Raw genomic sequence first — 21,857 nt, 5'->3', positions numbered from 1 at the left:
CATTCAACATTGATGTCGACTGACACGACGCCTTCGTCGGATCGCCGCCCGGAGCAAGCCCGCTCCCACAGGGGGTTTTGCATTCCTTCAGAGGAATAAATGCTGAATTTAAACCGCCGCGTTATAGAACTGCTCGCTGCTCTTCTGCTCCACCAGCGCCTGCTCGATAGCTGCCTGATGCACCTCGTCGGCGTGCTCTTCGCTGGCTTCCGGCAGGATACCCAGACGCGAGAACAGTTGCATGTCCTTGTCGGCCTGCGGGTTGGCGGTGGTCAGCAGTTTGTCGCCGTAGAAAATCGAGTTGGCACCGGCGAAGAACGCCAGGGCCTGCATCTGCTCGTTCATGGCTTCGCGGCCAGCGGACAGGCGCACGTGGGATTGCGGCATCAGGATGCGCGCGACGGCGAGCATGCGGATGAAGTCGAACGGGTCGACGTCGTCAGCATTTTCCAGCGGTGTACCGGCGACTTTCACCAGCATGTTGATCGGCACCGACTCCGGATGCTCCGGCAGGTTGGCCAGCTGGATCAGCAGGTTGGCGCGGTCGTCCAGCGACTCGCCCATGCCAAGAATGCCGCCGGAGCAGATCTTCATCCCCGATTCACGCACATACGCCAGGGTTTGCAGGCGCTCGCTGTAGGTGCGGGTGGTGATGATGCTGCCGTAGAACTCCGGCGACGTATCGAGGTTGTGGTTGTAGTAGTCGAGGCCGGCCTTGGCCAGCGCTTCGGTCTGCTCCTGATCCAGGCGACCGAGGGTCATGCAGGTTTCCAGGCCCATGGCCTTCACGCCTTCGACCATCTTCAACACGTACGGCATGTCCTTGGCCGACGGGTGCTTCCACGCCGCGCCCATGCAGAAGCGGGTTGAGCCGATGGCCTTGGCACGAGCGGCCTCTTCGAGGACCTTCTGCACCTCCATCAGTTTTTCTTTTTCCAGGCCGGTGTTGTAGTGACCGGACTGCGGACAATATTTGCAATCTTCCGGGCAGGCGCCGGTTTTGATCGACAACAGGGTCGACACCTGGACGCGGTTGGCGTCGAAATGCGCACGGTGCACCGTCTGCGCCTGGAACAGCAGGTCATTGAATGGCTGAACGAAGAGTGCTTTGACTTCGGCCAAAGTCCAGTCATGACGCAGGGTTGCAGTGGTGCTGGCACTCATGGGCGTTTCCTTTGAATTATGCTTTGGCATGCGGCTGGGTAATGGAATGTCACAGCCGCCTCACAGTTGTTTCGGCATATTTAAGGAAGAGCGATGCGCTGTCAACCACGATACGAAGGACAGGTTTACATCTGGTTAAAAAACAAACAATCATGTCTCTTGTGCGATGAAACGGCCGACGGCACCCCTCCTGTCTGCACGGCCTGCGAAACCGAGTTGCCTTGGCTCGGCGATCATTGCATGACCTGCGCCCTGCCGCTCCCGGCCGCGGGCCTGACCTGCGGCCATTGCTTGAAGCAGCCACCGGCCTTCGAACAAGTGATTGTCCCCTGGACCTACAGCTTCCCGGTAGACAGCCTGATTACCCGCTTCAAACACAACGCCAAGTGGCCGTTTGGCCGCCTGCTCGCCGAACTTCTCGTTCAATACCTGCAACATCGCTTCGAAGACGATCTGCAGCGCCCCGATGCGCTGATCCCGGTGCCGCTGGCCAACCGACGCCTGCGCCAGCGCGGGTTCAATCAGGCGGCGATGCTGGCTCGCTGGTTGAGTGCGAGTCTCGATATCCCTTGCGACGAACGGTTGCTGCTACGCACCCAAGACACCGACGCCCAACAGGCCTTGAACGCCGAAGCCCGCCGAAAAAACCTGTGCAACGCTTTCGCCCTGGCACCCGGCGCCGTCGTCAAAGGCCTGCACCCGGCCCTGGTCGACGACGTACTGACCACCGGTGCCACGGCCCAGGCCCTGGCTCGCCTGCTGATGGACGCCGGTGCGGCGAGGGTCGACGTCTATTGCCTGGCCCGTACGCCCAAACCCGGCGAGACACCCTGACTTGACTCACGCGGCCCAAGCGGCCAACGTCCTCACCATCGTCACCACCCAAAGCGACTTGTCATGTCTTTGCCAACCTTGTTGTCCCAGCACATTGTCCGCCGTCCGCAGCGCATCGCCCTGCTGCAGCACATCGCCGAACAAGGCTCGATCACCCGCGCGGCAAAAAGCGCGGGCCTGAGCTACAAGGCCGCCTGGGATGCGATTGATGAGCTGAACAACCTGGCGCAGAAGCCGCTGGTGGAGCGGATCGTCGGCGGCAAGGGCGGCGGCGGTGCGCGCCTGTCCAACGAGGGGGAGCGAGTATTGCGGCTGTACCAGAAGCTGCAAGCCTTGCAGGCCCAGGTGCTGGAAGCCGCTGAAGACGCGAGTGACCTCGACCTGCTAGGGCGTCTGATGCTGCGCACCAGCGCGCGCAACCAGTTGCACGGCAAGGTGGTGGCGATTGAAACTCAGGGGCGCAACGACCTGATTCGCCTGAAAGTCGCCGAAGGCGTGATCGTCGACGCGCAGATCACCCACGACAGCACCGAGCGCCTGGAGCTGCAAATCGGCAGCGAAGTCGTGGCATTGATCAAGGCCGGCTGGCTCGACGTGCTGGAAATCAACTCCGTCGAAACCCCTGGACACAATTGCCTCAGGGGCATCATCGAAAAAATTCTCGACGCCGACGATGGCCCCTGCGAAGTGCGCATCACCCTGCCCAACGGCCTGATGCTGTGCGCATTGGCCGAACCGAGGCATCTGCAGGCATTGGGGCTGACGTCCGGCAAACCGGTGCGCGTGGAGTTTTCGCCGTCCAGGGTTCTGCTGGGCACGCCGCTTTAAACAAAACTGCAACAAAAGGTTCATTACTCTTCATTAAGGTGTCTGCACAAACCGCAGGGAGCCTGAAATGAGCCTATTAGAAGAAAACCAGTCCACCGATCTCGAAAACATGGTCGGCCTCAGCCGTCGCGGCTTCATCAGCGCAGGTGCCCTGTGCGGCGCGGCGATGTTCCTCGGCGGCAACCTGCTGAGCCGCAGCGTGATGGCCGCCAGCGTCAGCGCCGGCAACAGCCAGTTGCTGGGCTTCGACAGCATTGCCGCCGCCACCAGCGATTCCATCACCCTGCCAGCTGGCTACAAGTCCTCGGTGCTGATCAGCTGGGGTCAGCCTCTGCACAAGGACGGCCCGGCGTTCGACCCGAGCGGCAACGGCAGCGCCGAACATCAGGAAGCCCAGTTCGGCGACAACAACGACGGCATGAGCCTGTTCGAATTTCCCGGCGAAAAAGACCGGGCGCTGATGGCGATCAACAACGAATACACCAACTACCGCTACCTCTACGCCCACGGCGGCATGCCGCAGTCAGCGGAAGAAGTGCGCAAGGCGCTGGCCTGCGAAGGTGTGTCGGTGATTGAAGTGCAGCGCAAGAACGGCCAATGGCAATTCGTCCAGGGCTCGCGCTACAACCGCCGCATTCACGGCAACGCACCCATCACCCTGAGCGGCCCGGCCGCCGGACATGCCCTGCTGAAAACCAGCGCAGATCCGCACGGCAAGAACGTCCTCGGCACCTTCCAGAACTGCGCCAACGGCAAGACGCCGTGGGGCACCTATCTGACCTGTGAAGAAAACTTCACCGACTGCTTCGGCAGCAGCAACGCCGAGCAGAAATTCGACCCGGCGCAAAAACGCTACGGCGTGGTGGCCACCAGCAAAGAGATCAACTGGCACCCGCACGACGAGCGCTTCGACTTGGCGAAGACCCCCAACGAACTCAACCGTCACGGCTGGGTGGTGGAGATCGATCCGTTCGATCCGAAGTCGACGCCGGTCAAACGCACGGCCCTTGGCCGCTTCAAACACGAAAACGCCGCCTTGGCCGAAACCGGCGACGGTCATGCCGTGGTGTACATGGGCGACGATGAGCGCGGGGAGTTCATCTACAAATTCGTCAGCCGCGACAAGATCGACCACAAGAACCCCAAGGCCAACCGCGACATTCTCGACCACGGCACCCTGTACGTGGCGCGTTTCGATGCGGGCGACGGCAGCACCGATCACCCGAAAGGCCAGGGTGAATGGATCGAACTGACCCACGGTAAGAACGGCATCGACGCCAGCAGCGGTTTTGCCGATCAGGCCGAAGTTTTGATTCACGCGCGTCTCGCCGCCAGCGTGGTGAAAGCCACGCGCATGGACCGCCCGGAGTGGATCGTGGTCAGCCCCAAGGATGGTCAGGTTTACTGCACGCTGACCAACAACGCCAAACGCGGCGAAGACGGGCAACCGGTGGGCGGGCCGAACCCGCGCGAGAAGAACGTCTACGGCCAGATCCTGCGCTGGCGCACCGAGCGTGACGATCACGGCTCGAAAACATTTGCCTGGGACCTGTTCGTCGTCGCCGGTAATCCGGGGGTTCACGCCGGTACACCAAAAGGCGGATCGTCGAATATCACGCTGCAAAACATGTTCAACAGCCCGGACGGTTTGGGCTTCGACAAGGCCGGACGCTTGTGGATTCTCACCGACGGCGATTCGAGCAACGCCGGAGACTTTGCCGGCATGGGCAACAACCAGATGCTCTGTGCCGACCCGGTAACCGGCGAGATTCGCCGCTTCATGGTTGGCCCGGTAGGTTGTGAAGTGACGGGGATCAGCTTCTCGCCTGATCAGAAAACCCTGTTTGTCGGGATTCAGCATCCGGGTGAAAACGGCGGTTCGACCTTTCCCGAGCACCTGCCCAATGGCAAGCCGCGGTCTTCGGTGATGGCGATTACCCGGGAAGATGGCGGGGTCGTCGGCGCCTGATTAATCGCCATCGCGAGCAGGCTCGCTCCCACATGGGGTTTTCCGAGTGAACACGATCTGTGACACACAGGAGATCACTTGTGGGAGCGAGCCTGCTCGCGAAGGCGCCAGCCCGAGCAACACATCTCGCAACCCTGCCCCTAAAGAGCGCCCGTCTGCGCTACCATGCCTGGCCGGACGCAGCAGCCTGCTGCGCGCAGGAGTCAGCATGGCCCACCCGTTTGAAACMCTCACACCAGACCTCGTGCTCGATGCCGTAGAAAGCATCGGCTTTCTCAGCGACGCACGCATCCTGGCCCTCAACAGCTACGAGAACCGCGTCTATCAGGTCGGTATCGAAGACGCCGAGCCGCTGATCGCCAAGTTCTACCGGCCACAACGCTGGAGCAACGAGGCGATTCTGGAAGAGCACCAATTCACCGCCGAACTCGCCGACTGCGAGGTGCCGGTCGTGGCGCCGTTGATCCACAACGGTGAAACCCTGCACGAACACAACGGTTTCCGTTTCACCCTGTTCCCCCGCCGTGGCGGCCGCGCGCCGGAGCCGGGCAACCTCGACCAGCTGTATCGCCTGGGCCAGTTACTTGGACGCCTGCATGCGGTCGGCTCGACCCGGCCGTTCGAGCACCGTGAAGCGCTGGCGGTGAAAAATTTCGGCCATGACTCGCTGGCCACGTTGCTCGACGGCAACTTCATTCCCCGCAGCCTGCTGCCGGCCTACGAATCGGTGGCCCGCGATCTGCTCAAGCGCGTGGAAGATGCCTACAGCAACACGCCGCACCAGAACATTCGCATGCACGGTGACTGCCACCCCGGCAACATGATGTGCCGCGACGAGATGTTCCATATCGTCGACCTCGACGACTGCCGCATGGGCCCGGCGGTGCAGGACATCTGGATGATGCTCGCCGGCGATCGTCAGGATTGCCTGAGCCAGTTGTCGGAACTGATGGACGGCTACAACGAATTCCACGACTTCGACCCGCGTGAACTGGCGCTGATCGAACCGTTGCGCGCCTTGCGCCTGATGCACTACAGCGCCTGGCTCGCCCGCCGCTGGGACGATCCTGCATTCCCCCGCAGTTTCCCGTGGTTCGGCACCGAGCGTTACTGGGGTGATCAGGTGCTGGCGTTGCGCGAACAACTGGCGGCGCTCAACGAAGAGCCACTGAAGCTCTTCTGACCCACCCTGAATCCTGTGGGAGCGGGCTTGCTCGCGAAAGCGGACTGACATTCAACCCTTGTGCTGACTGACACTATGCTTTCGCGAGCAAGCCCGCTCCCACAGGTACTGTGTTCACAAATACCCAACCTATTCAGTCAGGACATTCGCAGACAAATCTCCTTACAATCCCTTCTTTGTTAGCTGCCTAAGCAAGGATTCTGCATGCAAGCCGCCAACCCGCGTCGCGGGTACATTCTAGGCCTGAGTGCCTACATCATCTGGGGGCTTTTCCCCCTCTACTTCAAAGCCATCGCCAGTGTGCCCGCCGTGGAAATCATCATCCACCGGGTACTGTGGTCGGCGCTGTTCGGCGCCTTGTTGCTGATGGTCTGGAAGCATCCCGGCTGGTGGCGCGAACTGCGGGAAAACCCTCGGCGGCTGGCGATCCTGGCCCTGAGCGGTGCGCTGATCGCGGCCAACTGGCTGACCTACGTCTGGTCGGTGAACAACGGCCGCATGCTGGAGGCCAGCCTCGGTTACTACATCAACCCGTTGGTGAACGTATTGCTGGGCATGCTGATTCTTGGCGAACGGCTGCGGCGCATGCAATGGATTGCCGTCGGTCTGGCGGCTGTCGGTGTGGCGCAACAGGTCTGGCAAGTCGGCAGCCTGCCGTGGGTTTCACTGGTGCTGGCACTGACCTTCGGTTTCTATGGCCTGATTCGCAAGCAGGCGCCAGTCAAGGCGCTGCCGGGGCTGGTGGTGGAAACCTGGATGCTGGTGCCGATTGCCCTCGGCTGGTTACTGCTCAATCCGACGGCCAGTAGCGCCCAGGCCGAATTCTGGACCACTTCCCAAGCCTGGTGGCTGGTCGCCGCCGGCCCGATCACACTGGTGCCGCTGGTCTGCTTCAACGCTGCTGCACGGCATATGCCCTACACGACACTGGGGTTTCTCCAGTACCTGGCACCGACACTGGTGCTGCTGCAAGCGGTCCTGCTGTTTGGCGAGCACCTGTCGTCCAGCACCTTGGTAGCGTTCATGTTTATCTGGGCCGGCCTGGCGGTTTACAGCGTCGATGCGTGGATAAGTTTGCGCCGCCGCAGCTGATCAAAAAACGCACAAAACTCTACAGGCCACGCCCCCCGTGGCCTGCATCGATCCTCCCCAAGGTTATCCACAGCGTGATCCCCGCCGTTTGTGCGCAAGTATCTGAAACTGCTGGTTTTTTGATCAGATCCTGGAGAACCGCGGTCGGCGTGGCCTGGCGGGGTGTCTCTACAGGTTATCCACAGGCCGGTGCACGTTTAACTTGGATAACCTGATCAGGGTTCACTGCGCAGCACCAATTCGACCATAAGGTCGTCAGCCAGGGTTTCCAGGCGCGACTGCAGCACGTCCAGCGACAGGGTCAGCGGGACCGCAAGAATCGCTTCGGCATGGAACAACGGCTCGCTGCTCATCGGTGCCGGACGCACTTCGGTGACCAGCCGCTCCAGATTCACCCCCTGCTCGCTCAACAAGCGCGTGATATCACGCACGATCCCCGGACGATCATTGCCCACCAGTTCCATGGCAATCGGTTTCCAGGTGCAGGATTGTTCAATGCCGCTTTCAGCGATCAACACGCGAATGCCCTGGGTAGACAAGCCCTGCAGGGCATCGACCAATTCGTCGTAGGCCTCGGCCGGCACCCCCACTCGAAGAATCCCGGCGAACTGTCCCGCCATGCGCGACATGCGGCTTTCCAGCCAGTTGCCGCCGTGCTCGGCAATGCATTGGGCAATGCGCTCGACTTGCCCTGGCTTGTCCGGAGCAAAAACAGTGAGTACGAGGTGGTCCATGGCGCAGCCCTCTAGTCATGACTTTTGTTATAGAGAACCAAGTATAGGCAAGGGGAACATTGTGGCGAGGGGGCTTGCCCCCGTTCGGCTGCGCAGCAGTCGCAAAATGAGCGGATGTAATTTTTCGTAGTACATGCACGGGAGCGGCTTCGCCACTCAACGGGGGCAAGCCCCCTCGCCACAAAAACAGACGCTCCATAGCAGAGCGCCAAAGACAATGTGTACAACTTTTTATATTTAACTGGAACAATCCAATGGTTTTTTGAGAACATCACACTCCCCGACGTGACCGCAATGCGTCATGGGGTCGCAGAACGACGTAATTAGTCTAATTTTCACAACCGCAATTCATCATGTAGTATGCCGCAGCGCGCACTACATAACGTTGGATCGATGTCTGCCGCAGGCACGTTCGCAACCCTGAAAGCCCTGTCAGCAAGGCCCCAAGCCGTTGATTGGTCCCAACCCAGCCGCCTGTCATGGGCATGTACTGGTAGACGGGTTTGTGGTTTAAATGGCCAACGGCTTCATTGTTAATTTGAAGAGCTGAAAAGCGAAATAGCTGAGCAGAGTGAGGCAAGCAATGACTGAACACGTTCAAGTCGGTGGCCTGCAGGTCGCCAAAGTCCTGTTCGACTTCGTGAACAACGAAGCCATTCCCGGTACCGGCCTCACCGCCGATAAGTTCTGGGCCGGTGCCGACAAGGTCATCCATGACCTGGCGCCGAAGAACAAAGCCCTACTCGCCAAACGCGATGATTTCCAGGCTCGTATCGATGGCTGGCACCAATCCCGCCAAGCTCTTGGGTCAACCCAGGCGCACGACCCGAAGGCCTATAAAGCCTTCCTGCAAGAGATCGGTTATCTGCTGCCAGAAGCGGCCGATTTCCAGGCAACGACACAAAACGTCGATGACGAAATCGCCCGCATGGCCGGCCCACAGCTCGTGGTACCGGTCATGAACGCGCGCTTCGCGCTCAATGCCTCGAACGCCCGCTGGGGCTCGCTGTACGACGCGCTCTACGGCACCGACGCCATCAGCGAAGCCGACGGCGCGGAAAAAGGCAAAGGCTACAACAAGGTTCGCGGCGACAAAGTCATCGCCTTCGCCCGTGCCTTCCTCGACGAAGCGGCGCCTTTGGCGGCCGGCTCCCACGTCGACTCCACCGGCTACAAGATCGTCGACGGCAAACTGGTGGTCGCCCTTAAAGGTGGCAGCAACACCGGCCTGCGCAACGATGCGCAATTGATCGGCTTCCAAGGCGATGTCGCTGCACCGACCGCGATCCTGCTGAAAAACAACGGCCTGCATTTCGAAATCCAGGTCGACGCCAGCACCCCGGTCGGCCAGACCGACGCGGCCGGCGTCAAAGACATCCTGATGGAAGCCGCGCTGACCACCATCATGGACTGCGAAGACTCGGTCGCCGCCGTCGATGCCGATGACAAAGTGGTGATCTACCGCAACTGGCTCGGCCTGATGAAGGGCGATCTGTCGGAAGACGTCGCCAAGGGCGGTCAGACCTTTACCCGCACCATGAACGCCGACCGCACCTACACCGCTGTCAATGGCAGTGAACTGAGCCTGCACGGTCGTTCGTTGCTGTTCGTGCGTAACGTCGGTCACCTGATGACCATCGACGCGATCCTTGACAGTCAAGGCAACGAAGTGCCGGAAGGCATTCTCGATGGCCTGGTCACTTGCCTGGCATCGATGCACAACCTGAACGGCAACACGTCGCGCAAAAACACCCGCACCGGCTCTATCTACATCGTGAAGCCGAAGATGCACGGCCCGGAAGAAGCGGCGTTCACCAACGAGCTGTTCGGTCGCATCGAAGACGTGCTGGGCCTACCACGCAACACCCTCAAAGTCGGGATCATGGACGAGGAGCGTCGTACCACGATCAACCTCAAGGCCTGCATCAAGGCAGCGAGTGAGCGTGTAGTGTTCATCAACACCGGTTTCCTCGACCGCACTGGCGATGAAATCCACACCTCCATGGAAGCCGGCCCGATGGTGCGCAAGGCGGACATGAAGGCGGAAAAATGGATCGGCGCCTACGAGAACTCCAACGTCGATATCGGCCTGAGCACCGGCCTGCAAGGTCGCGCACAGATCGGTAAAGGCATGTGGGCCATGCCTGACCTGATGGCAGCGATGCTCGAACAAAAAATCGCTCACCCGATGGCTGGTGCCAACACCGCCTGGGTACCATCGCCGACCGCTGCTGCCCTGCACGCGCTGCACTACCACAAGGTTGACGTGTTCGCCCGTCAGGCCGAACTGGCCAAACGTGCCCACGCTTCGGTGGACGACATCCTGACCATCCCGCTGGCGGTGAACCCGCAGTGGACCGCCGAACAGATCAAGAACGAACTGGACAACAACTCACAGGGCATTCTTGGTTATGTTGTGCGCTGGATCGACCAGGGCGTTGGTTGTTCGAAAGTGCCTGACATCAACGACGTCGGCCTGATGGAAGACCGTGCAACGCTGCGTATTTCCAGCCAGCACATCGCCAACTGGCTGCGTCACGGTATCGTCACCGAAGACCAGGTCATGGAAAGCCTCAAGCGCATGGCGCCGGTGGTTGACCGGCAGAACGCCGGCGACGCGCTGTACCGTCCTCTGGCCCCGAACTTCGACAGTAACATCGCCTTCCAGGCGGCGGTCGAACTGGTGGTTGAAGGCACGAAGCAGCCGAATGGCTACACCGAGCCGGTCCTGCACCGTCGTCGTCGCGAGTTCAAGGCGAAGAACGGGTTGTAAACCAGCTCCCTCCACAGCAATCCCTCGGTTGAAAAGCCGGGGGATTTTTGTTTCTGCGTCCTGCAAATGCAGAACTATCTCCTGAAACGCAACGCGTTTGCAGCGATGTGGCGGCCTATTCTCGATGCATTCATGAACAAGGCAATTCCAAGGACCGTGATGATGAGCGCAAACAGCTTTTCGCCACTAATGGGTTCGTCGAGTACATACCACGAGGTCAAGATACCCGATATCGGAACAATTACTGACAACGGTGCAACCTGGCTCGCCGGATACTTCTCAATCATTCGGTTCCACACCCAATACCCGAATACCGTCGCCACATAGGCCTGGAACAGGACAGATGCCAGCACTGGAGCAGTTATGTCCGTTAGCAACGACTGGAAAGGGGCTGCGCCCTTGACCCAGTAAGTCATCAGATATAGAGGCGGTGTTGCATACAGACTCGACCAAACGACAAAGGAAAATATATCAGCCACTTTGCTTCTCTTGACCAGCACATTGCAAAGACTCCAGAACAATGCGCCGAGCAGTACCAGAAAAAGCCCAAAGCTTTCGGCATCACCGTGTGTTACATGAGTAATGAACATCAGCCCCACCAACGCCATGAGAATGCCGGCCACTTGTATTGCCGTCATTTTCTCGCCAAACAGCAGTACTCCCCAGATGACCGTGAAAAAAGCACTGAACTGCAAGAGCAAAGATGTCACGCCGGCACTGACGCCAAGAAACATGCCGTAGTTCATCAGCCAACACATTCCGATACCAAACAACAAACCGTAGACGATAGTTACAAAAGTACTGACACCTTTTGGTTTCGGGATGAAGAACACCAGTGGTAATGCACAAAAAGTAAAGCGCAACGCTGTCAGTATGAACGGATCGATACCGTCAAGACTGATATCAATGACCGTAAAATTGCTGCCCCACATGACTGTCACACCGATAATAAGTACAAGATCGCGAAATTCAATTTTCTTTATCATATCGTCCTCATTGCGACACACAACCACACAATCCAGGAAGAGTAATGACCTTTGTCGGTATTTTATCCGCAGGAACTAGCCGCAGACTGAATACACGACGACCATCGGCATACTCAAGCCACTAAAAAGCGGAGTGCCAAACTGGTAACCTGGATAGTGCTACGACAGATTTTATTAAACCAAGTACAACATCAAATAGATGCCTGCGTTGGTTTTCAAGAACCGAACGATATCTGATTAATCGAAAGAAGAAACAAGCTATTTGTGAGTAGCTTTTTCGCAGACCAACTAGATAAACTTAATTACAAGTTAAATTCACAAAAACAACTCGAACCTGCAACTAACAATTACAGGAGTCCAGTTATTTAATGCCCAATTCACGTTTTACCAGTGTCAGCAGATGACTGGCATCGATCGGCTTGAGCAGAAAGTCCACCACGCTCAAATGCATTGCGGCGATCGCATCCTTCACGTCGGCGTCACCCGAGACAATGATGATCGGCAATGCCGCCCTTACCGATTCGCGTACCTGACGGATCAGTTCCAAACCGTCAACGCCGCCCATCCGCAGATCGGTGATAAGTAAACCGATCGAGGGCTTTTTGATCTCTGCCTCGGTCACCAGGATCTTGAGTGCCGCTTCGCCACTGGCCGCCGTCAGGCAGCGAATGCCCTCTAACGCAAGGATCTCTGACAGCAGCTTCCGGGCGCCTTTATCGTCGTCGACGATCAGCACCCGTTGCAGCGGCAGGTCAGGCTCCAGCATGACGGCACTGAGCGCTTCGCGCTCGGCGTCACTCAAAATATCGTGGTCGGACATGGCTTTCCCTATAGGTTCAATTCATTTCCCTTGCACAGTGCTGAGACATCGCTGAGCAGACCACCAATGTGCACTTCGTCGGATATTTTTCCAATAGCAGAATAGAGCGGTTTTTCTCGCAGTTGCGTAAGGTTTTTCCGACATTCCATCACCCTGATTGCCTACCTAGACTTACGTCCAATGGGCACCCCGGCCACAGGGGTCGACCATGTCTGGGTCATCCGACTACAACAATTCAAAAAAGACTGCGGTAATGGTTATGAGTAAAGCGGACGCCTTCACACAGGCAGGGAAAACCGCGGTGTTGCAGAACATCCAGGGCACGTTGCAATTCCTTCAGCGCTTCCCGCCCTTCAACCAAATGGAACACGCTCACCTGGCGTATCTGGTTGAGCAATGTCAGCTGCGTTTTTACGCCCCCGGCGAGAGCATCATCAAACCCGCCGACGGCCCGGTCGAGCACTTCTATATCGTCAAGCAAGGCCGAGTCGTGGGCGAGCGTCCGCACACGGCAAAAGGTGGCACCGAAACGGTCTTCGAGATCACCACCGGCGAGTGTTTCCCCCTCGCGGCGTTGCTGGGTGAACGGGCGACCCGCACCGAGCACCTGGCCGGCGAGGACACCTTCTGCCTGCAACTGAACAAGCCGGCGTTCATCCGCCTGTTTTCGCTATCGGACACCTTCCGCAACTTCGCCCTGCGCTGCGTCAGCAGCCTGCTGGATCAGGTCAACCAGCAAGTGCAGCAAAAAGCCGTGGAAACCCTGGGCACCCAATATTCGCTCAATACCCGACTGGGCGAATTGGCCATGCGCCACCCGGTAACGTGCGGCCCGCAGACGCCGTTGCGCGAAGCCGTGACGTTGATGCATGACCAGCAAGTCGGCAGCATCGTGGTGGTCGACGAACACAAGGCGCCACTGGGGATTTTCACCCTGCGCGACCTGCGTCAGACCGTGGCCAACGGCAGCAGTGATTTCAACGAAGCCATCGAAGGGCACATGACCCGGGCACCGTTTTTCCTGTCGCCGGATCACAGTGCATTCGACGCGGCGATTGCCATGACCGAGCGTCACATCGCCCATGTCTGTCTGGTCAAGGACCAACGCTTGTGCGGCGTGGTTTCCGAGCGCGATCTGTTTTCCCTGCAACGGGTCGACCTGGTGCACCTGGCGCGCACTATCCGCAATGCCCAGAAAGTGGAAAACCTGGTGGCGCTGCGGGGCGAAATCGGTCAACTGGTCGAGCGCATGCTGGCCCACGGCGCGTCTTCGACGCAGATCACCCACATCATCACCTTGCTCAACGACCACACTGTGTGCCGGGTGATCGAACTGACCCTCGCCGAAAAAGGCGACCCCGGCGTGCCGTTCAGTTGGCTGTGTTTCGGCAGTGAAGGCCGTCGCGAGCAGACCCTGCACACCGATCAGGACAACGGCATTTTGTTCGAAGCCAGGGACGCGGCCCATGCCGCCGAGATTCGCGGCAAGCTGCTGCCCATTGCCCAGCAGATCAACCAGAGCCTGGCGCTGTGCGGCTTCACCTTGTGCAAGGGCAATATCATGGCCGGCAACCCCGAGCTGTGCCTGTCCCGGGCCGAATGGGCGCGGCGCTTTGCGGCGTTTATCCGCGAGGCAACCCCGGAGAACCTGCTGGGTTCGAGCATCTATTTCGATTTGCGCGTGGTCTGGGGCAGCGACCAAGGCTGCGAGCAGTTGCGTCGGGGCATTCTCGATCAGGTCGGCGACAACCGTTTGTTCCAGCGCATGATGGCCGAGAATGCGCTGCGCAATCGCCCGCCCGTAGGGCGTTTCCGCGAGTTCGTGCTGGCGCGCAAAAATGGTGAGAAGGCCACCCTGGACTTGAAGATTCAGGGCCTGGCACCCTTTGTCGACGGCGCCCGGTTGCTGGCCCTGGTCCACGGTATCGAAGCGAACAACACGCTGGAGCGTTTTCGCCAGTTGGTCGACAAGGAGGTCATCGACCCCCTGGACGGCGCCGCGTACGAAGAGGCCTATCACTTCATCCAGCAAACCCGCATGCAGCAACATCAACTGCAGACCCGGGAGAATTTTCCTTACTCAAATCGGGTCGATCCCGACAGCCTCAATCATCTGGACCGGCGCATCCTGCGTGAGTCCCTGCGCCAGGCACAACGCCTGCAAAGCAGCCTGACTTTGCGGTATCAGTTATGAGCCTGTTTTCGTGGCTGCGCCCGGCGAGCCCCACCCTGCCAGCCCACCTGCAACATCGGCTGGAGCAATTACCGACGGCTGCCGACCTGGCTGATTGCAGCCTGCGCGAGCAGCGCTGGGTAGTGCTCGATCTGGAAACCACCGGCTTGAACCTGAACAAGGACCACGTGTTGTCCATTGGCGCGGTAGTGATCGAGGACGGGGCCATCGACTTTCGCCAGCAGTTCGAACGCACCCTGCAATATCCGCAAGTGAAACTCGGCCCCAGCGTGCTGATCCATGGCATTGGCCCCAGCGCCATTGCGGCGGGCAGCGACCCGGCAGAAGCACTGCTCGACCTGATGGAGTACCTCGGCGACAGTCCGGTGCTGGCCTTCCACGCGCCGTTTGACCAGCACATGCTCGGCCGTGCGCTGAAAGATCACCTGGGTTTCAAATTGCAGCATCCGCTTCTGGACGTGGCGGACATTGCGCCGCTGCTATGCCCCCAGGCGCACATTCGCGAGGCCGGGCTGGACGACTGGATCGACTGGTTCAAGCTCGAAGTCTTCGAGCGCCACCACGCCAGCGCCGACGCCCTGGCCACCGCCGAACTGATGCTGATCCTGTTCAGCCGTGCGCGGCAGCAGCAGATTCATAGCCCGTTGAATCTGCAACAGCGCTTGAATCAGTGGAAACGCCGGCAGCAGGCGCCGTCCTTCTGACCTATACGCACCCCTGTAGGAGCGAGCCTGCTCGCGAAAATCGTCAAGGGTGACACGTTTTCTGGCAAGACCGAGGTGTCAGATAATTTTTMGCGAGCAGGCTCGCTCCTACAGGGGCCGTCACCAAATTCCCACCCGACCAACGCCAATTGCTTACCTCCCTCGCCTCTGCCACAATCGCGAACAATTCTCGTTAGTTAATATTTCCCAATCGGTGATGCGGCGTGTTGTCAGTTCCAAGCCCTCAAAGTGAGCTCGTCGATGCGTTGTATCGTGACCATCGCGGTTGGCTATTGGCCTGGCTTCGACGCAACGTCGCCTGCCCACAACGGGCCGAAGACCTGAGCCAGGACACTTTCGTGCGCTTGCTGGGCCGTGAGGAACTGAAGGTCCCGCGCGAGCCGCGGGCGTTCCTGGTGGCGATCGCCAAGGGCCTGCTCTTCGATTATTTCCGTCGCGCCGCGCTGGAACAGGCTTACCTCACCGAGCTGATGCTGATTCCCGAAGCCGAGCAACCGTCGGCGGAAGAACAGCAAATGATCCTCGAAGACCTGAAAAACATCGACCGCTTGCTCGGTAAGCTTTCCAGCAAGGCCCGGGCGGCGTTCCTCTACAACCGCCTCGACGGCCTCGGCCACGCAGAAATCGCCGAGCGCCTCGGTGTGTCGGTGCCGCGGGTGCGCCAGTACCTGGCCCAAGGCATTCGCCAGTGCTACATCGCGCTGTATGGTGAGCCGACATGAATCCGCTCAGTTCCAAACCGGTATCGGCCAACGTGCTGGACGCGGCGATTGCCTGGCAGTTGTCCATGGACTCCGCCAACCCGGTAGAGCGCGAAGAGTTCGCCAAGTGGCACGCGGCCCACGAAGAGCACGCCCGCGCCTGGCGCCAGTTGGGCATGCTCGACCAGCGTTTCAGCGTGGCCAGCGGCCCGGCCCGCACGGCCCTGCTGCAATCGCGCGAAGGCATTCGTCGGCGCGTGCGTAAGCTTGGCAACGGTGTCGCCAGTATCGTTGCCGTGATCGGCCTGGCCCTGTTCGCCGGGGATCGTTACCTGCCGATCGACTATTGGCTGGCCGACCAGCGCACCGCCGTTGGCGAGCAACGCACCCTGCGCCTGGCTGACGGCACGCTGATCAATCTCAACACCCACAGCGCCCTGGATGTGCGCTTCGATGAAAAGCAGCGGCGCATCGTGCTTCAGGAAGGCGAAATCCTGGTCGAAACCGGCCATGGCGATCCCCGGCCGTTCATCGTCGAAACCCGCGAAGGCAGCATGCGTGCTCTGGGTACGCGGTTTCTGGTCAAGCGCGAGGAAGACGGAACGCGTTTGAGCGTCTTGCAGTCGGCGGTGGCGGTTCACCCTGAGTCCAACCTTGACGAACAGATTCTGCGCGAAGGCCAGCAGGTACTGATCCGCAACAACGGCCTGGGCCCGGTTCTGGCCGTCAACCTCGGCGCGGATGCCTGGACCCGCGGCATGCTGGTGGTGGACAACACGCGGCTGGAAGATCTGGTGCATGAAATCGGCCGCTATCGAAACGGTTACGTCGGCGTCGCACCGGAAGTGGCCGACCTGCGCATCACCGGCAGCTTCCCGCTGCGCGACACCGACCTGGCACTCAATGCCCTGCTGCCAACCCTGCCGGTGCAGATCGAACAGCACACGCAATGGTGGGTGAAGGTGGTGGCCAAGGCCGATACCAAGCCCTGAAATGCTTTGTGTCTGATCAACCGCCATCGCGAGCAAGCTCGCTCCCACATTGGAATGCATTTCAAAATGTGTGCGAGCTTGCTCGCGATGACGGCGTTCGACTCCCCGCAAAAACCGTTTTGACCCAATACCAGCCGCAACCAACTTCTAAATCGAAATTATTTTCATCCAGCCCTATCACTTTTTGATTTTCGTCCGGCACACAGGCAATTGAGAAATGTTTCCATTCAGGAGCCGCTGTATGCCTCGTTCGCTAGACTCCCTGTTGCGCCGCAGTTTGCTGGCAGTCGCCATTGCCCTTTGCACCCCTTTGGCCAGCAGCCAACTGGTCGCCGCTGAACAGATGTCCAGCGTCCGCGCCTACAACCTGCCGGCCGCGCCGTTGGCCAGCACCCTGAACCAGATCGCCAGCCAGGCGGGATTGGCCCTGTCGTTGAATCCATCCCTGGCGGCGGGCAAGACCTCGGCGCCGGTCAAAGGCCAGTTCGATGCAACCGGCGCCCTGCGCGAAGCCCTGCGTGGCACCGGGCTGCAACTGGAGCTGAGCAGTGCGGGCACCTATAGCCTGGTGGCCGTGCCCGAGGGTGTGATGGACCTGCCGGCCACCAGCGTGATCGGTGTGGAAGACTCTGAAAGCGCTTGGGGCCCGGCACAGGGCTACCTGGCCAAGCGCACGGCCGCCGGCACCAAGACCGACACCGCGCTGGTCGAGGCGCCGCGTTCGATTTCGGTCGTCACTCGTGAGCAGATGGACGACCGCAACGCGCACACCCTCGATGATGCCGTGCGCTACTTGCCGGGCATCACCGCCAGCAGTTTCGGCAGCGACACCCGCTCCGACTGGTTGCGCGTGCGGGGTTTCGAACCGACTCAATTCCTCGACGGCCTGCCACTGCCAAAAGGTGTGTACTCCAACCCGAAACAGGAAACCTGGAACCTCGACCGACTGGCGCTGCTGCGCGGCCCAGCCTCCTCGGTGTACGGCCAGACCCCGCCGGGCGGCCTGCTGGACATGGTCAGCCGTCGCCCAAGCGCTGAGGCCAGCAGCGAGATCCAACTGCAATACGGCAGCGACAATCATCGCCAGATCAACTTCGCCAGCACCGGCAAGATCGACGACGAAGGCCAGTTCCTGTACAGCCTCAGCGGCGTGCTGCGCGACGGCGGCACGCCCATCGACCACATCGATGACAAGCGCTACAACATTGCGCCAAGCCTGACCTGGAACATCGACGAAGACACCAGGTTCACCCTGCTCACGCAATTCACCCGTGACGATACCGGTATCACCAGTCAGTTCTATCCGATCCAGGGCACCAAGATCGACATGCCGTTCGGCGAGATCTCCCACCACAAGAACCTGGGTGATCCGAACTACGACTTCTACGACCGCACCTACTACGCGCTGGGTTATGCCTTCGAACACCGCCTGAACGATGTCTGGCAGTTCCGGCAGAACCTGCGCTACACCAAGTCGGAGCTGTCGTTCCAGGCCGTGACCGTCAACAGCTACAACCCTGATTTTGCCGAGTTCGGGTTTGTCGTCGACGATCAAGGCAACACCGGTCGTGGCACCACCAATGTCGACGAAGACATCGCCCAATTCGCCGTGGACAACAACTTCCAGGGCGACTTCATCACCGGCGACGTCAGCCACACCTTGCTGATCGGCCTGGACCACCAGCGCAACACCACCAACTACCTCTCGATCTTCGGCACCGCGCCGGGCATCAACGTCAACGACCCGATCTATGGCTTGCCGATCGAACGTCCGGCACGCTCCACGGCGTTCTACGACTACGAGCAGAAGACCCAGCAGACCGGCCTGTACATCCAGGACCAGATGGCCCTCGACCAATGGCGCCTGACCCTCGGCGGCCGTGAAGACTGGGTCCATACCGGTACCACGTTCTTCAACAAGGGCGATGCCACCAACACCGAACGCGACAAGAACTTCAGCGGCAACGCGGCGATCAGCTACGTGTTCGACTCGGGCTTCGTGCCCTACCTGTCCTACGCCGAATCGTTCCAGCCGACCAGCAATGCCGTCGCCTCGCCAACCGAGTCGTTCAAGCCGACCGAAGGCAAGCAATGGGAACTGGGGATCAAGTACCAGCCACCAGGCAGCAACACCCTGCTGACCGCGGCTGTGTATGACCTGACCCAGAAAAACGTTTCCGTCACCAACAACGTGGGCAACGTGACAGTCACCAGCCAGACAGGTGAAGTGAAAGTCAAAGGCCTGGAGCTGGAAGCCGTTTCCGTCGTGACTGAAAACCTCAAGGTCACCGCTGCCTACACCCTGGCCAAATCCGAAGTGCAAGAGGGCATTTACAAGGGCAATCGCCTGCAACTGATGCCTAACCAGCAAGCGTCGGTGTGGGGCGACTACACCTGGCACAACGGCGTGCTGGATGGCTTCGGCATCGGCGCCGGCGCGCGCTACACCGGCAACACCTACGGCGACCAGGCCAACACCTGGTTGGGCAAGGCCGGCGCCTACACGGTGTTCGACGCGGTGGTTCACTACGACCTCGGTCGCCTGGACAACAGCCTCAAAGGCGCTTCGCTGGCCGTTAACGCAACCAACCTGTTCGACAAGGACTACATCTCGACTTGCGACAGTTTCTACTGCTACTACGGCGACCAGCGCAGTGTCGTCGCAAGTGCAACCTACAAGTGGTAACGCTCTGAGCTGACACGCCCAATGACCAGGCCGTCCTTTGTGGACGGCTTTGGTTTTTCTGAAGGCTATGAAATGAAAAGTAAAACAATTCGCCGCTGGTCCGCTGTTCATACCTGGACCAGCCTGATTTGTACGGTGTTCCTGTTGCTGCTGGCACTGACCGGCCTGCCGCTGATCTTTCACCACGAGATCGACCACTTGCTGGGCGATGCGCCTGACGTGAAGGAAATGCCAGCGGACACCCCGCACCTGAATTTGCAGCAGTTGGTAAAAGCGGCCGAGAGACACCGTCCCGGTGAAGTCATGCAGTATTTCGGCTTCGAGGACGATGAGCCCAACGCGGTGCTGACCATCATGGCCGCGACCGCAGGCACCGAGCCGAACTCGTCCCACACCTTCATGCTCGACGCCCGTACCGGCGAAGCGCTGGAGACGCCATCGGCCAACGGCGGTTTCATGATGACCATGCTGCGCCTGCACGTGGACATGTTCGCCGGCTTGCCGGGCAAGTTGCTGCTGGCGTTCATGGGGATTCTGTTCGTGGTGGCGATCGTTTCCGGCACGGTGTTGTATTTGCCGTTCATGCGCCGCTTGAAATTCGCCACCGTGCGCCAGGACAAATCCATGCGCCTGCGCTGGCTCGACCTGCATAACCTGATCGGCGTCGTGACCTTGACCTGGGCTTTGGTGGTGGGCGTGACGGGCGTAATCAGTGCCTGCGCCGACCTGATCATTGCCGCCTGGCGCAACGACAGCCTGAGCGCGATGGTCGCGCCGTACCGCGATGCGCCACCGCTGACGCAACGAGCGCCCGCGCCCCCTTTGCTCGATATTGCCAAGGACGTCGCGCCAGGCATGCAGCCGGACTTCATCGCCTTCCCCGGCACGCGGTTTTCCAGCGAGCACCATTACGCGGTGTTCATGAAAGGCAGCACGCACCTGACCTCACATCTACTGACACCCGTGTTGATCGACGCCCGCACCCTGCAAGTCACCGCCGTGGCCGAACGACCGTGGTACATGGACGCCATGGGCATGTCGCAGCCACTGCACTTCGGTGACTACGGCGGCATGCCGATGAAGATCCTCTGGGCGACCCTCGATGTGCTGACCATCATCGTGCTCGGCAGCGGGGTCTACCTGTGGGTGGTACGGCGCAAGGCTGCCAGGCCGGTGCTGGAAAAAGCGGAGAGCGTGGCATGAAGCCCCGGCAATCGAATTACTGGAAAGTGTTTGCCATTCCGACCGTCATCGCGGTGCTCAGCGCGGCAGGGTTGTTTGCCGCGTTGCTCGGGGATGGTGTGTGGGATTCGTTGAGCTGGGTGGGGTTGGGCATCCCGGCTGTGCTAGCCCTACGCGGCCTCCTGCAACGCCGCTGACCCCTGTAGGAGCGAGCCTGCTCGCGATGGGGCCGTATCAGTCGATATTGAATTGACTGACACACCGCCATCGCGAGCAGGCTCACTCCTACAGGGGTGTTTGCCATCTTGAGCTATCGCTCCAACACGCTATGCTGCCCGACACTGCCACCGATCGAGACGCTGCCATGTCCGCCCCGAGCATGACCCTGTACCACAACCCGCTCTCCCCCTTCGTTCGCAAAGTCATGGTGCTGTTGCACGAAACCGGTCAACAGAACCGCGTGGCGTTGCAGACCAGTGTGCTCACCCCGGTCAACCCGGACTTGACTCTGATCGAAGATAACCCGCTGAGCAAAATCCCGGCCCTGCGCCTGGCCGACGGCAACATCATCCACGACAGCCGGGTCATCCTCGACTACCTCGACCACCAGCACGTCGGCAACCCGCTGATCCCCCGCGAAGGTTCGGCCCGCTGGCGGCGCCTGACCCTGGCGTCGCTGGCCGACGGGATCATGGACGCGGCCGTGCTGGTGCGCTACGAAGTCGCCCTGCGCGCCCCGGAGAAACACTGGGACGAGTGGCTCGACGGCCAGCGCGACAAGATCCGTCGTGCCCTGGCATTGCTGGAAAAGGACGCGATTGCCGAGCTGACCTGCCACTTCGACGTGGCCGCGATCAGCGTGGCCTGCGCACTGGGTTACCTGGACCTGCGCCATCCGGATCTGGATTGGCGCACAGCGAATCCGCAACTTGCGGCGTGGTATTTCGAGGTGAGTCAGCGGCCTTCGATGATTGCGACGATGCCGAAGATTTAA

Annotated in this window: 18 protein-coding genes; 14 read left to right on the top strand and 4 right to left on the bottom strand. The window is 60.0% G+C overall.

Features of this window, described 5'->3' with window-relative positions:
* Positions 1-108 precede the first annotated feature (108 nt).
* On the bottom strand, positions 109-1,164 hold the full coding sequence (bioB, locus tag AC1DVE_RS25005; protein ID WP_223460379.1) for a biotin synthase BioB: 1,056 nt from the start codon (positions 1,162-1,164) through the stop codon (positions 109-111).
* Positions 1,165-1,257: 93 nt separating this feature from the next.
* Here bioB and AC1DVE_RS25000 point away from each other — a divergent pair, with 93 nt between their 5' ends.
* The 5 genes from AC1DVE_RS25000 (at position 1,258) to rarD (ending at position 7,070) form a co-directional block, all read left to right on the top strand.
* Positions 1,258-1,998: a ComF family protein gene (locus AC1DVE_RS25000; RefSeq protein WP_477784275.1), complete on the top strand. Its 741-nt coding sequence runs from the start codon at positions 1,258-1,260 to the stop codon at positions 1,996-1,998.
* Positions 1,999-2,061: 63 nt separating this feature from the next.
* The gene (locus AC1DVE_RS24995) at positions 2,062-2,826 is read left to right on the top strand and encodes a TOBE domain-containing protein (RefSeq protein WP_223460383.1); all 765 of its coding nucleotides are present in this window, start codon (positions 2,062-2,064) and stop codon (positions 2,824-2,826) included.
* Between the two features lie 67 nt (positions 2,827-2,893).
* Positions 2,894-4,795, top strand: coding sequence for a PhoX family protein (locus tag AC1DVE_RS24990; RefSeq protein ID WP_223460385.1), 1,902 nt, complete (start codon positions 2,894-2,896; stop codon positions 4,793-4,795).
* Between the two features lie 208 nt (positions 4,796-5,003).
* On the top strand, positions 5,004-5,978 hold the full coding sequence (locus AC1DVE_RS24985; RefSeq protein ID WP_008048240.1) for a serine/threonine protein kinase: 975 nt from the start codon (positions 5,004-5,006) through the stop codon (positions 5,976-5,978).
* A gap of 204 nt (positions 5,979-6,182) precedes the next feature.
* On the top strand, positions 6,183-7,070 hold the full coding sequence (gene rarD, locus AC1DVE_RS24980; RefSeq protein ID WP_223460387.1) for an EamA family transporter RarD: 888 nt from the start codon (positions 6,183-6,185) through the stop codon (positions 7,068-7,070).
* A 215-nt stretch (positions 7,071-7,285) separates the two neighbouring features.
* Here the strand turns inward: rarD and AC1DVE_RS24975 are convergent, their stop codons facing one another.
* The gene (locus AC1DVE_RS24975; RefSeq protein WP_223460390.1) at positions 7,286-7,804 is read right to left on the bottom strand and encodes a glycine cleavage system transcriptional repressor; all 519 of its coding nucleotides are present in this window, start codon (positions 7,802-7,804) and stop codon (positions 7,286-7,288) included.
* Positions 7,805-8,387: 583 nt separating this feature from the next.
* On the opposite strand from AC1DVE_RS24975, the gene AC1DVE_RS24970 reads away from it, so the two are divergent.
* Positions 8,388-10,577: a malate synthase G gene (locus AC1DVE_RS24970; RefSeq protein ID WP_223460391.1), complete on the top strand. Its 2,190-nt coding sequence runs from the start codon at positions 8,388-8,390 to the stop codon at positions 10,575-10,577.
* Positions 10,578-10,651: 74 nt separating this feature from the next.
* Here AC1DVE_RS24970 and AC1DVE_RS24965 read toward each other — a convergent pair whose 3' ends face one another.
* Both AC1DVE_RS24965 and AC1DVE_RS24960 read right to left on the bottom strand, forming a co-directional pair.
* A complete protein-coding gene (locus tag AC1DVE_RS24965) occupies positions 10,652-11,563 on the bottom strand; it encodes an EamA family transporter (RefSeq protein WP_223460393.1) in 912 nt (303 codons plus the stop codon).
* Between the two features lie 361 nt (positions 11,564-11,924).
* A complete protein-coding gene (locus tag AC1DVE_RS24960; protein WP_223460395.1) occupies positions 11,925-12,383 on the bottom strand; it encodes a response regulator in 459 nt (152 codons plus the stop codon).
* Between the two features lie 253 nt (positions 12,384-12,636).
* Here AC1DVE_RS24960 and AC1DVE_RS24955 point away from each other — a divergent pair, with 253 nt between their 5' ends.
* The 8 genes from AC1DVE_RS24955 (at position 12,637) to AC1DVE_RS24920 (ending at position 21,857) form a co-directional block, all read left to right on the top strand.
* Positions 12,637-14,577 carry a putative nucleotidyltransferase substrate binding domain-containing protein gene (locus tag AC1DVE_RS24955; protein ID WP_223460396.1) on the top strand — a complete coding sequence of 647 codons (1,941 nt, stop codon included), beginning with the start codon at positions 12,637-12,639 and terminating at the stop codon, positions 14,575-14,577.
* Positions 14,574-15,281 (top strand): 3'-5' exonuclease, encoded by a 708-nt coding sequence (locus tag AC1DVE_RS24950; RefSeq protein ID WP_223460398.1) that lies wholly within the window; start codon positions 14,574-14,576, stop codon positions 15,279-15,281. The genes AC1DVE_RS24955 and AC1DVE_RS24950 overlap by 4 nt, the downstream gene beginning before the upstream one ends.
* A 224-nt stretch (positions 15,282-15,505) precedes the next feature.
* The gene (locus AC1DVE_RS24945; RefSeq protein WP_223460400.1) at positions 15,506-16,024 is read left to right on the top strand and encodes an RNA polymerase sigma factor; all 519 of its coding nucleotides are present in this window, start codon (positions 15,506-15,508) and stop codon (positions 16,022-16,024) included.
* Complete coding sequence (locus AC1DVE_RS24940) at positions 16,021-16,995, top strand: FecR domain-containing protein (protein WP_223460402.1); 975 nt, start codon at positions 16,021-16,023, stop codon at positions 16,993-16,995. Before AC1DVE_RS24945 ends, AC1DVE_RS24940 begins: the two co-directional genes overlap by 4 nt.
* 241 nt (positions 16,996-17,236) lie before the next feature.
* Positions 17,237-19,681, top strand: a complete 2,445-nt coding sequence (locus AC1DVE_RS24935) for a TonB-dependent siderophore receptor (protein WP_223460404.1) — start codon at positions 17,237-17,239, stop codon at positions 19,679-19,681.
* Positions 19,682-19,753: 72 nt separating this feature from the next.
* A complete protein-coding gene (locus tag AC1DVE_RS24930) occupies positions 19,754-20,884 on the top strand; it encodes a PepSY-associated TM helix domain-containing protein (protein WP_223460406.1) in 1,131 nt (376 codons plus the stop codon).
* Positions 20,881-21,060: a hypothetical protein gene (locus tag AC1DVE_RS24925; protein WP_223460408.1), complete on the top strand. Its 180-nt coding sequence runs from the start codon at positions 20,881-20,883 to the stop codon at positions 21,058-21,060. The genes AC1DVE_RS24930 and AC1DVE_RS24925 overlap by 4 nt, the downstream gene beginning before the upstream one ends.
* Positions 21,061-21,227: 167 nt before the next feature.
* The gene (locus AC1DVE_RS24920; protein WP_223460410.1) at positions 21,228-21,857 is read left to right on the top strand and encodes a glutathione S-transferase family protein; all 630 of its coding nucleotides are present in this window, start codon (positions 21,228-21,230) and stop codon (positions 21,855-21,857) included.

The organism is Pseudomonas sp. P4_B4 (assembly GCF_056402255.1).
The sequence above is the reverse complement of the archived record's forward strand: the minus strand, read 5'-3'. Positions and strand labels throughout refer to the sequence as shown.

Bases quoted from the DNA above. Each gene is read 5' to 3' on its own strand.
- AC1DVE_RS24975 (WP_223460390.1), bottom strand. From the start codon at position 7,804: ATGGACCACCTCGTACTCACTGTTTTTGCTCCGGACAAGCCAGGGCAA.
- rarD (WP_223460387.1), top strand. From the start codon at position 6,183: ATGCAAGCCGCCAACCCGCGTCGCGGGTACATTCTAGGCCTGAGTGCC.
- AC1DVE_RS24925 (WP_223460408.1), top strand. From the start codon at position 20,881: ATGAAGCCCCGGCAATCGAATTACTGGAAAGTGTTTGCCATTCCGACC.
- AC1DVE_RS24990 (WP_223460385.1), top strand. From the start codon at position 2,894: ATGAGCCTATTAGAAGAAAACCAGTCCACCGATCTCGAAAACATGGTC.
- AC1DVE_RS24965 (WP_223460393.1), bottom strand. From the start codon at position 11,563: ATGATAAAGAAAATTGAATTTCGCGATCTTGTACTTATTATCGGTGTG.
- AC1DVE_RS24950 (WP_223460398.1), top strand. From the start codon at position 14,574: ATGAGCCTGTTTTCGTGGCTGCGCCCGGCGAGCCCCACCCTGCCAGCC.
- AC1DVE_RS24920 (WP_223460410.1), top strand. From the start codon at position 21,228: ATGTCCGCCCCGAGCATGACCCTGTACCACAACCCGCTCTCCCCCTTC.
- AC1DVE_RS24970 (WP_223460391.1), top strand. From the start codon at position 8,388: ATGACTGAACACGTTCAAGTCGGTGGCCTGCAGGTCGCCAAAGTCCTG.
- AC1DVE_RS25000 (WP_477784275.1), top strand. From the start codon at position 1,258: ATGCGCTGTCAACCACGATACGAAGGACAGGTTTACATCTGGTTAAAA.
- AC1DVE_RS24955 (WP_223460396.1), top strand. From the start codon at position 12,637: ATGGTTATGAGTAAAGCGGACGCCTTCACACAGGCAGGGAAAACCGCG.
- AC1DVE_RS24930 (WP_223460406.1), top strand. From the start codon at position 19,754: ATGAAAAGTAAAACAATTCGCCGCTGGTCCGCTGTTCATACCTGGACC.
- AC1DVE_RS24940 (WP_223460402.1), top strand. From the start codon at position 16,021: ATGAATCCGCTCAGTTCCAAACCGGTATCGGCCAACGTGCTGGACGCG.
- bioB (WP_223460379.1), bottom strand. From the start codon at position 1,164: ATGAGTGCCAGCACCACTGCAACCCTGCGTCATGACTGGACTTTGGCC.
- AC1DVE_RS24935 (WP_223460404.1), top strand. From the start codon at position 17,237: ATGCCTCGTTCGCTAGACTCCCTGTTGCGCCGCAGTTTGCTGGCAGTC.
- AC1DVE_RS24960 (WP_223460395.1), bottom strand. From the start codon at position 12,383: ATGTCCGACCACGATATTTTGAGTGACGCCGAGCGCGAAGCGCTCAGT.
- AC1DVE_RS24995 (WP_223460383.1), top strand. From the start codon at position 2,062: ATGTCTTTGCCAACCTTGTTGTCCCAGCACATTGTCCGCCGTCCGCAG.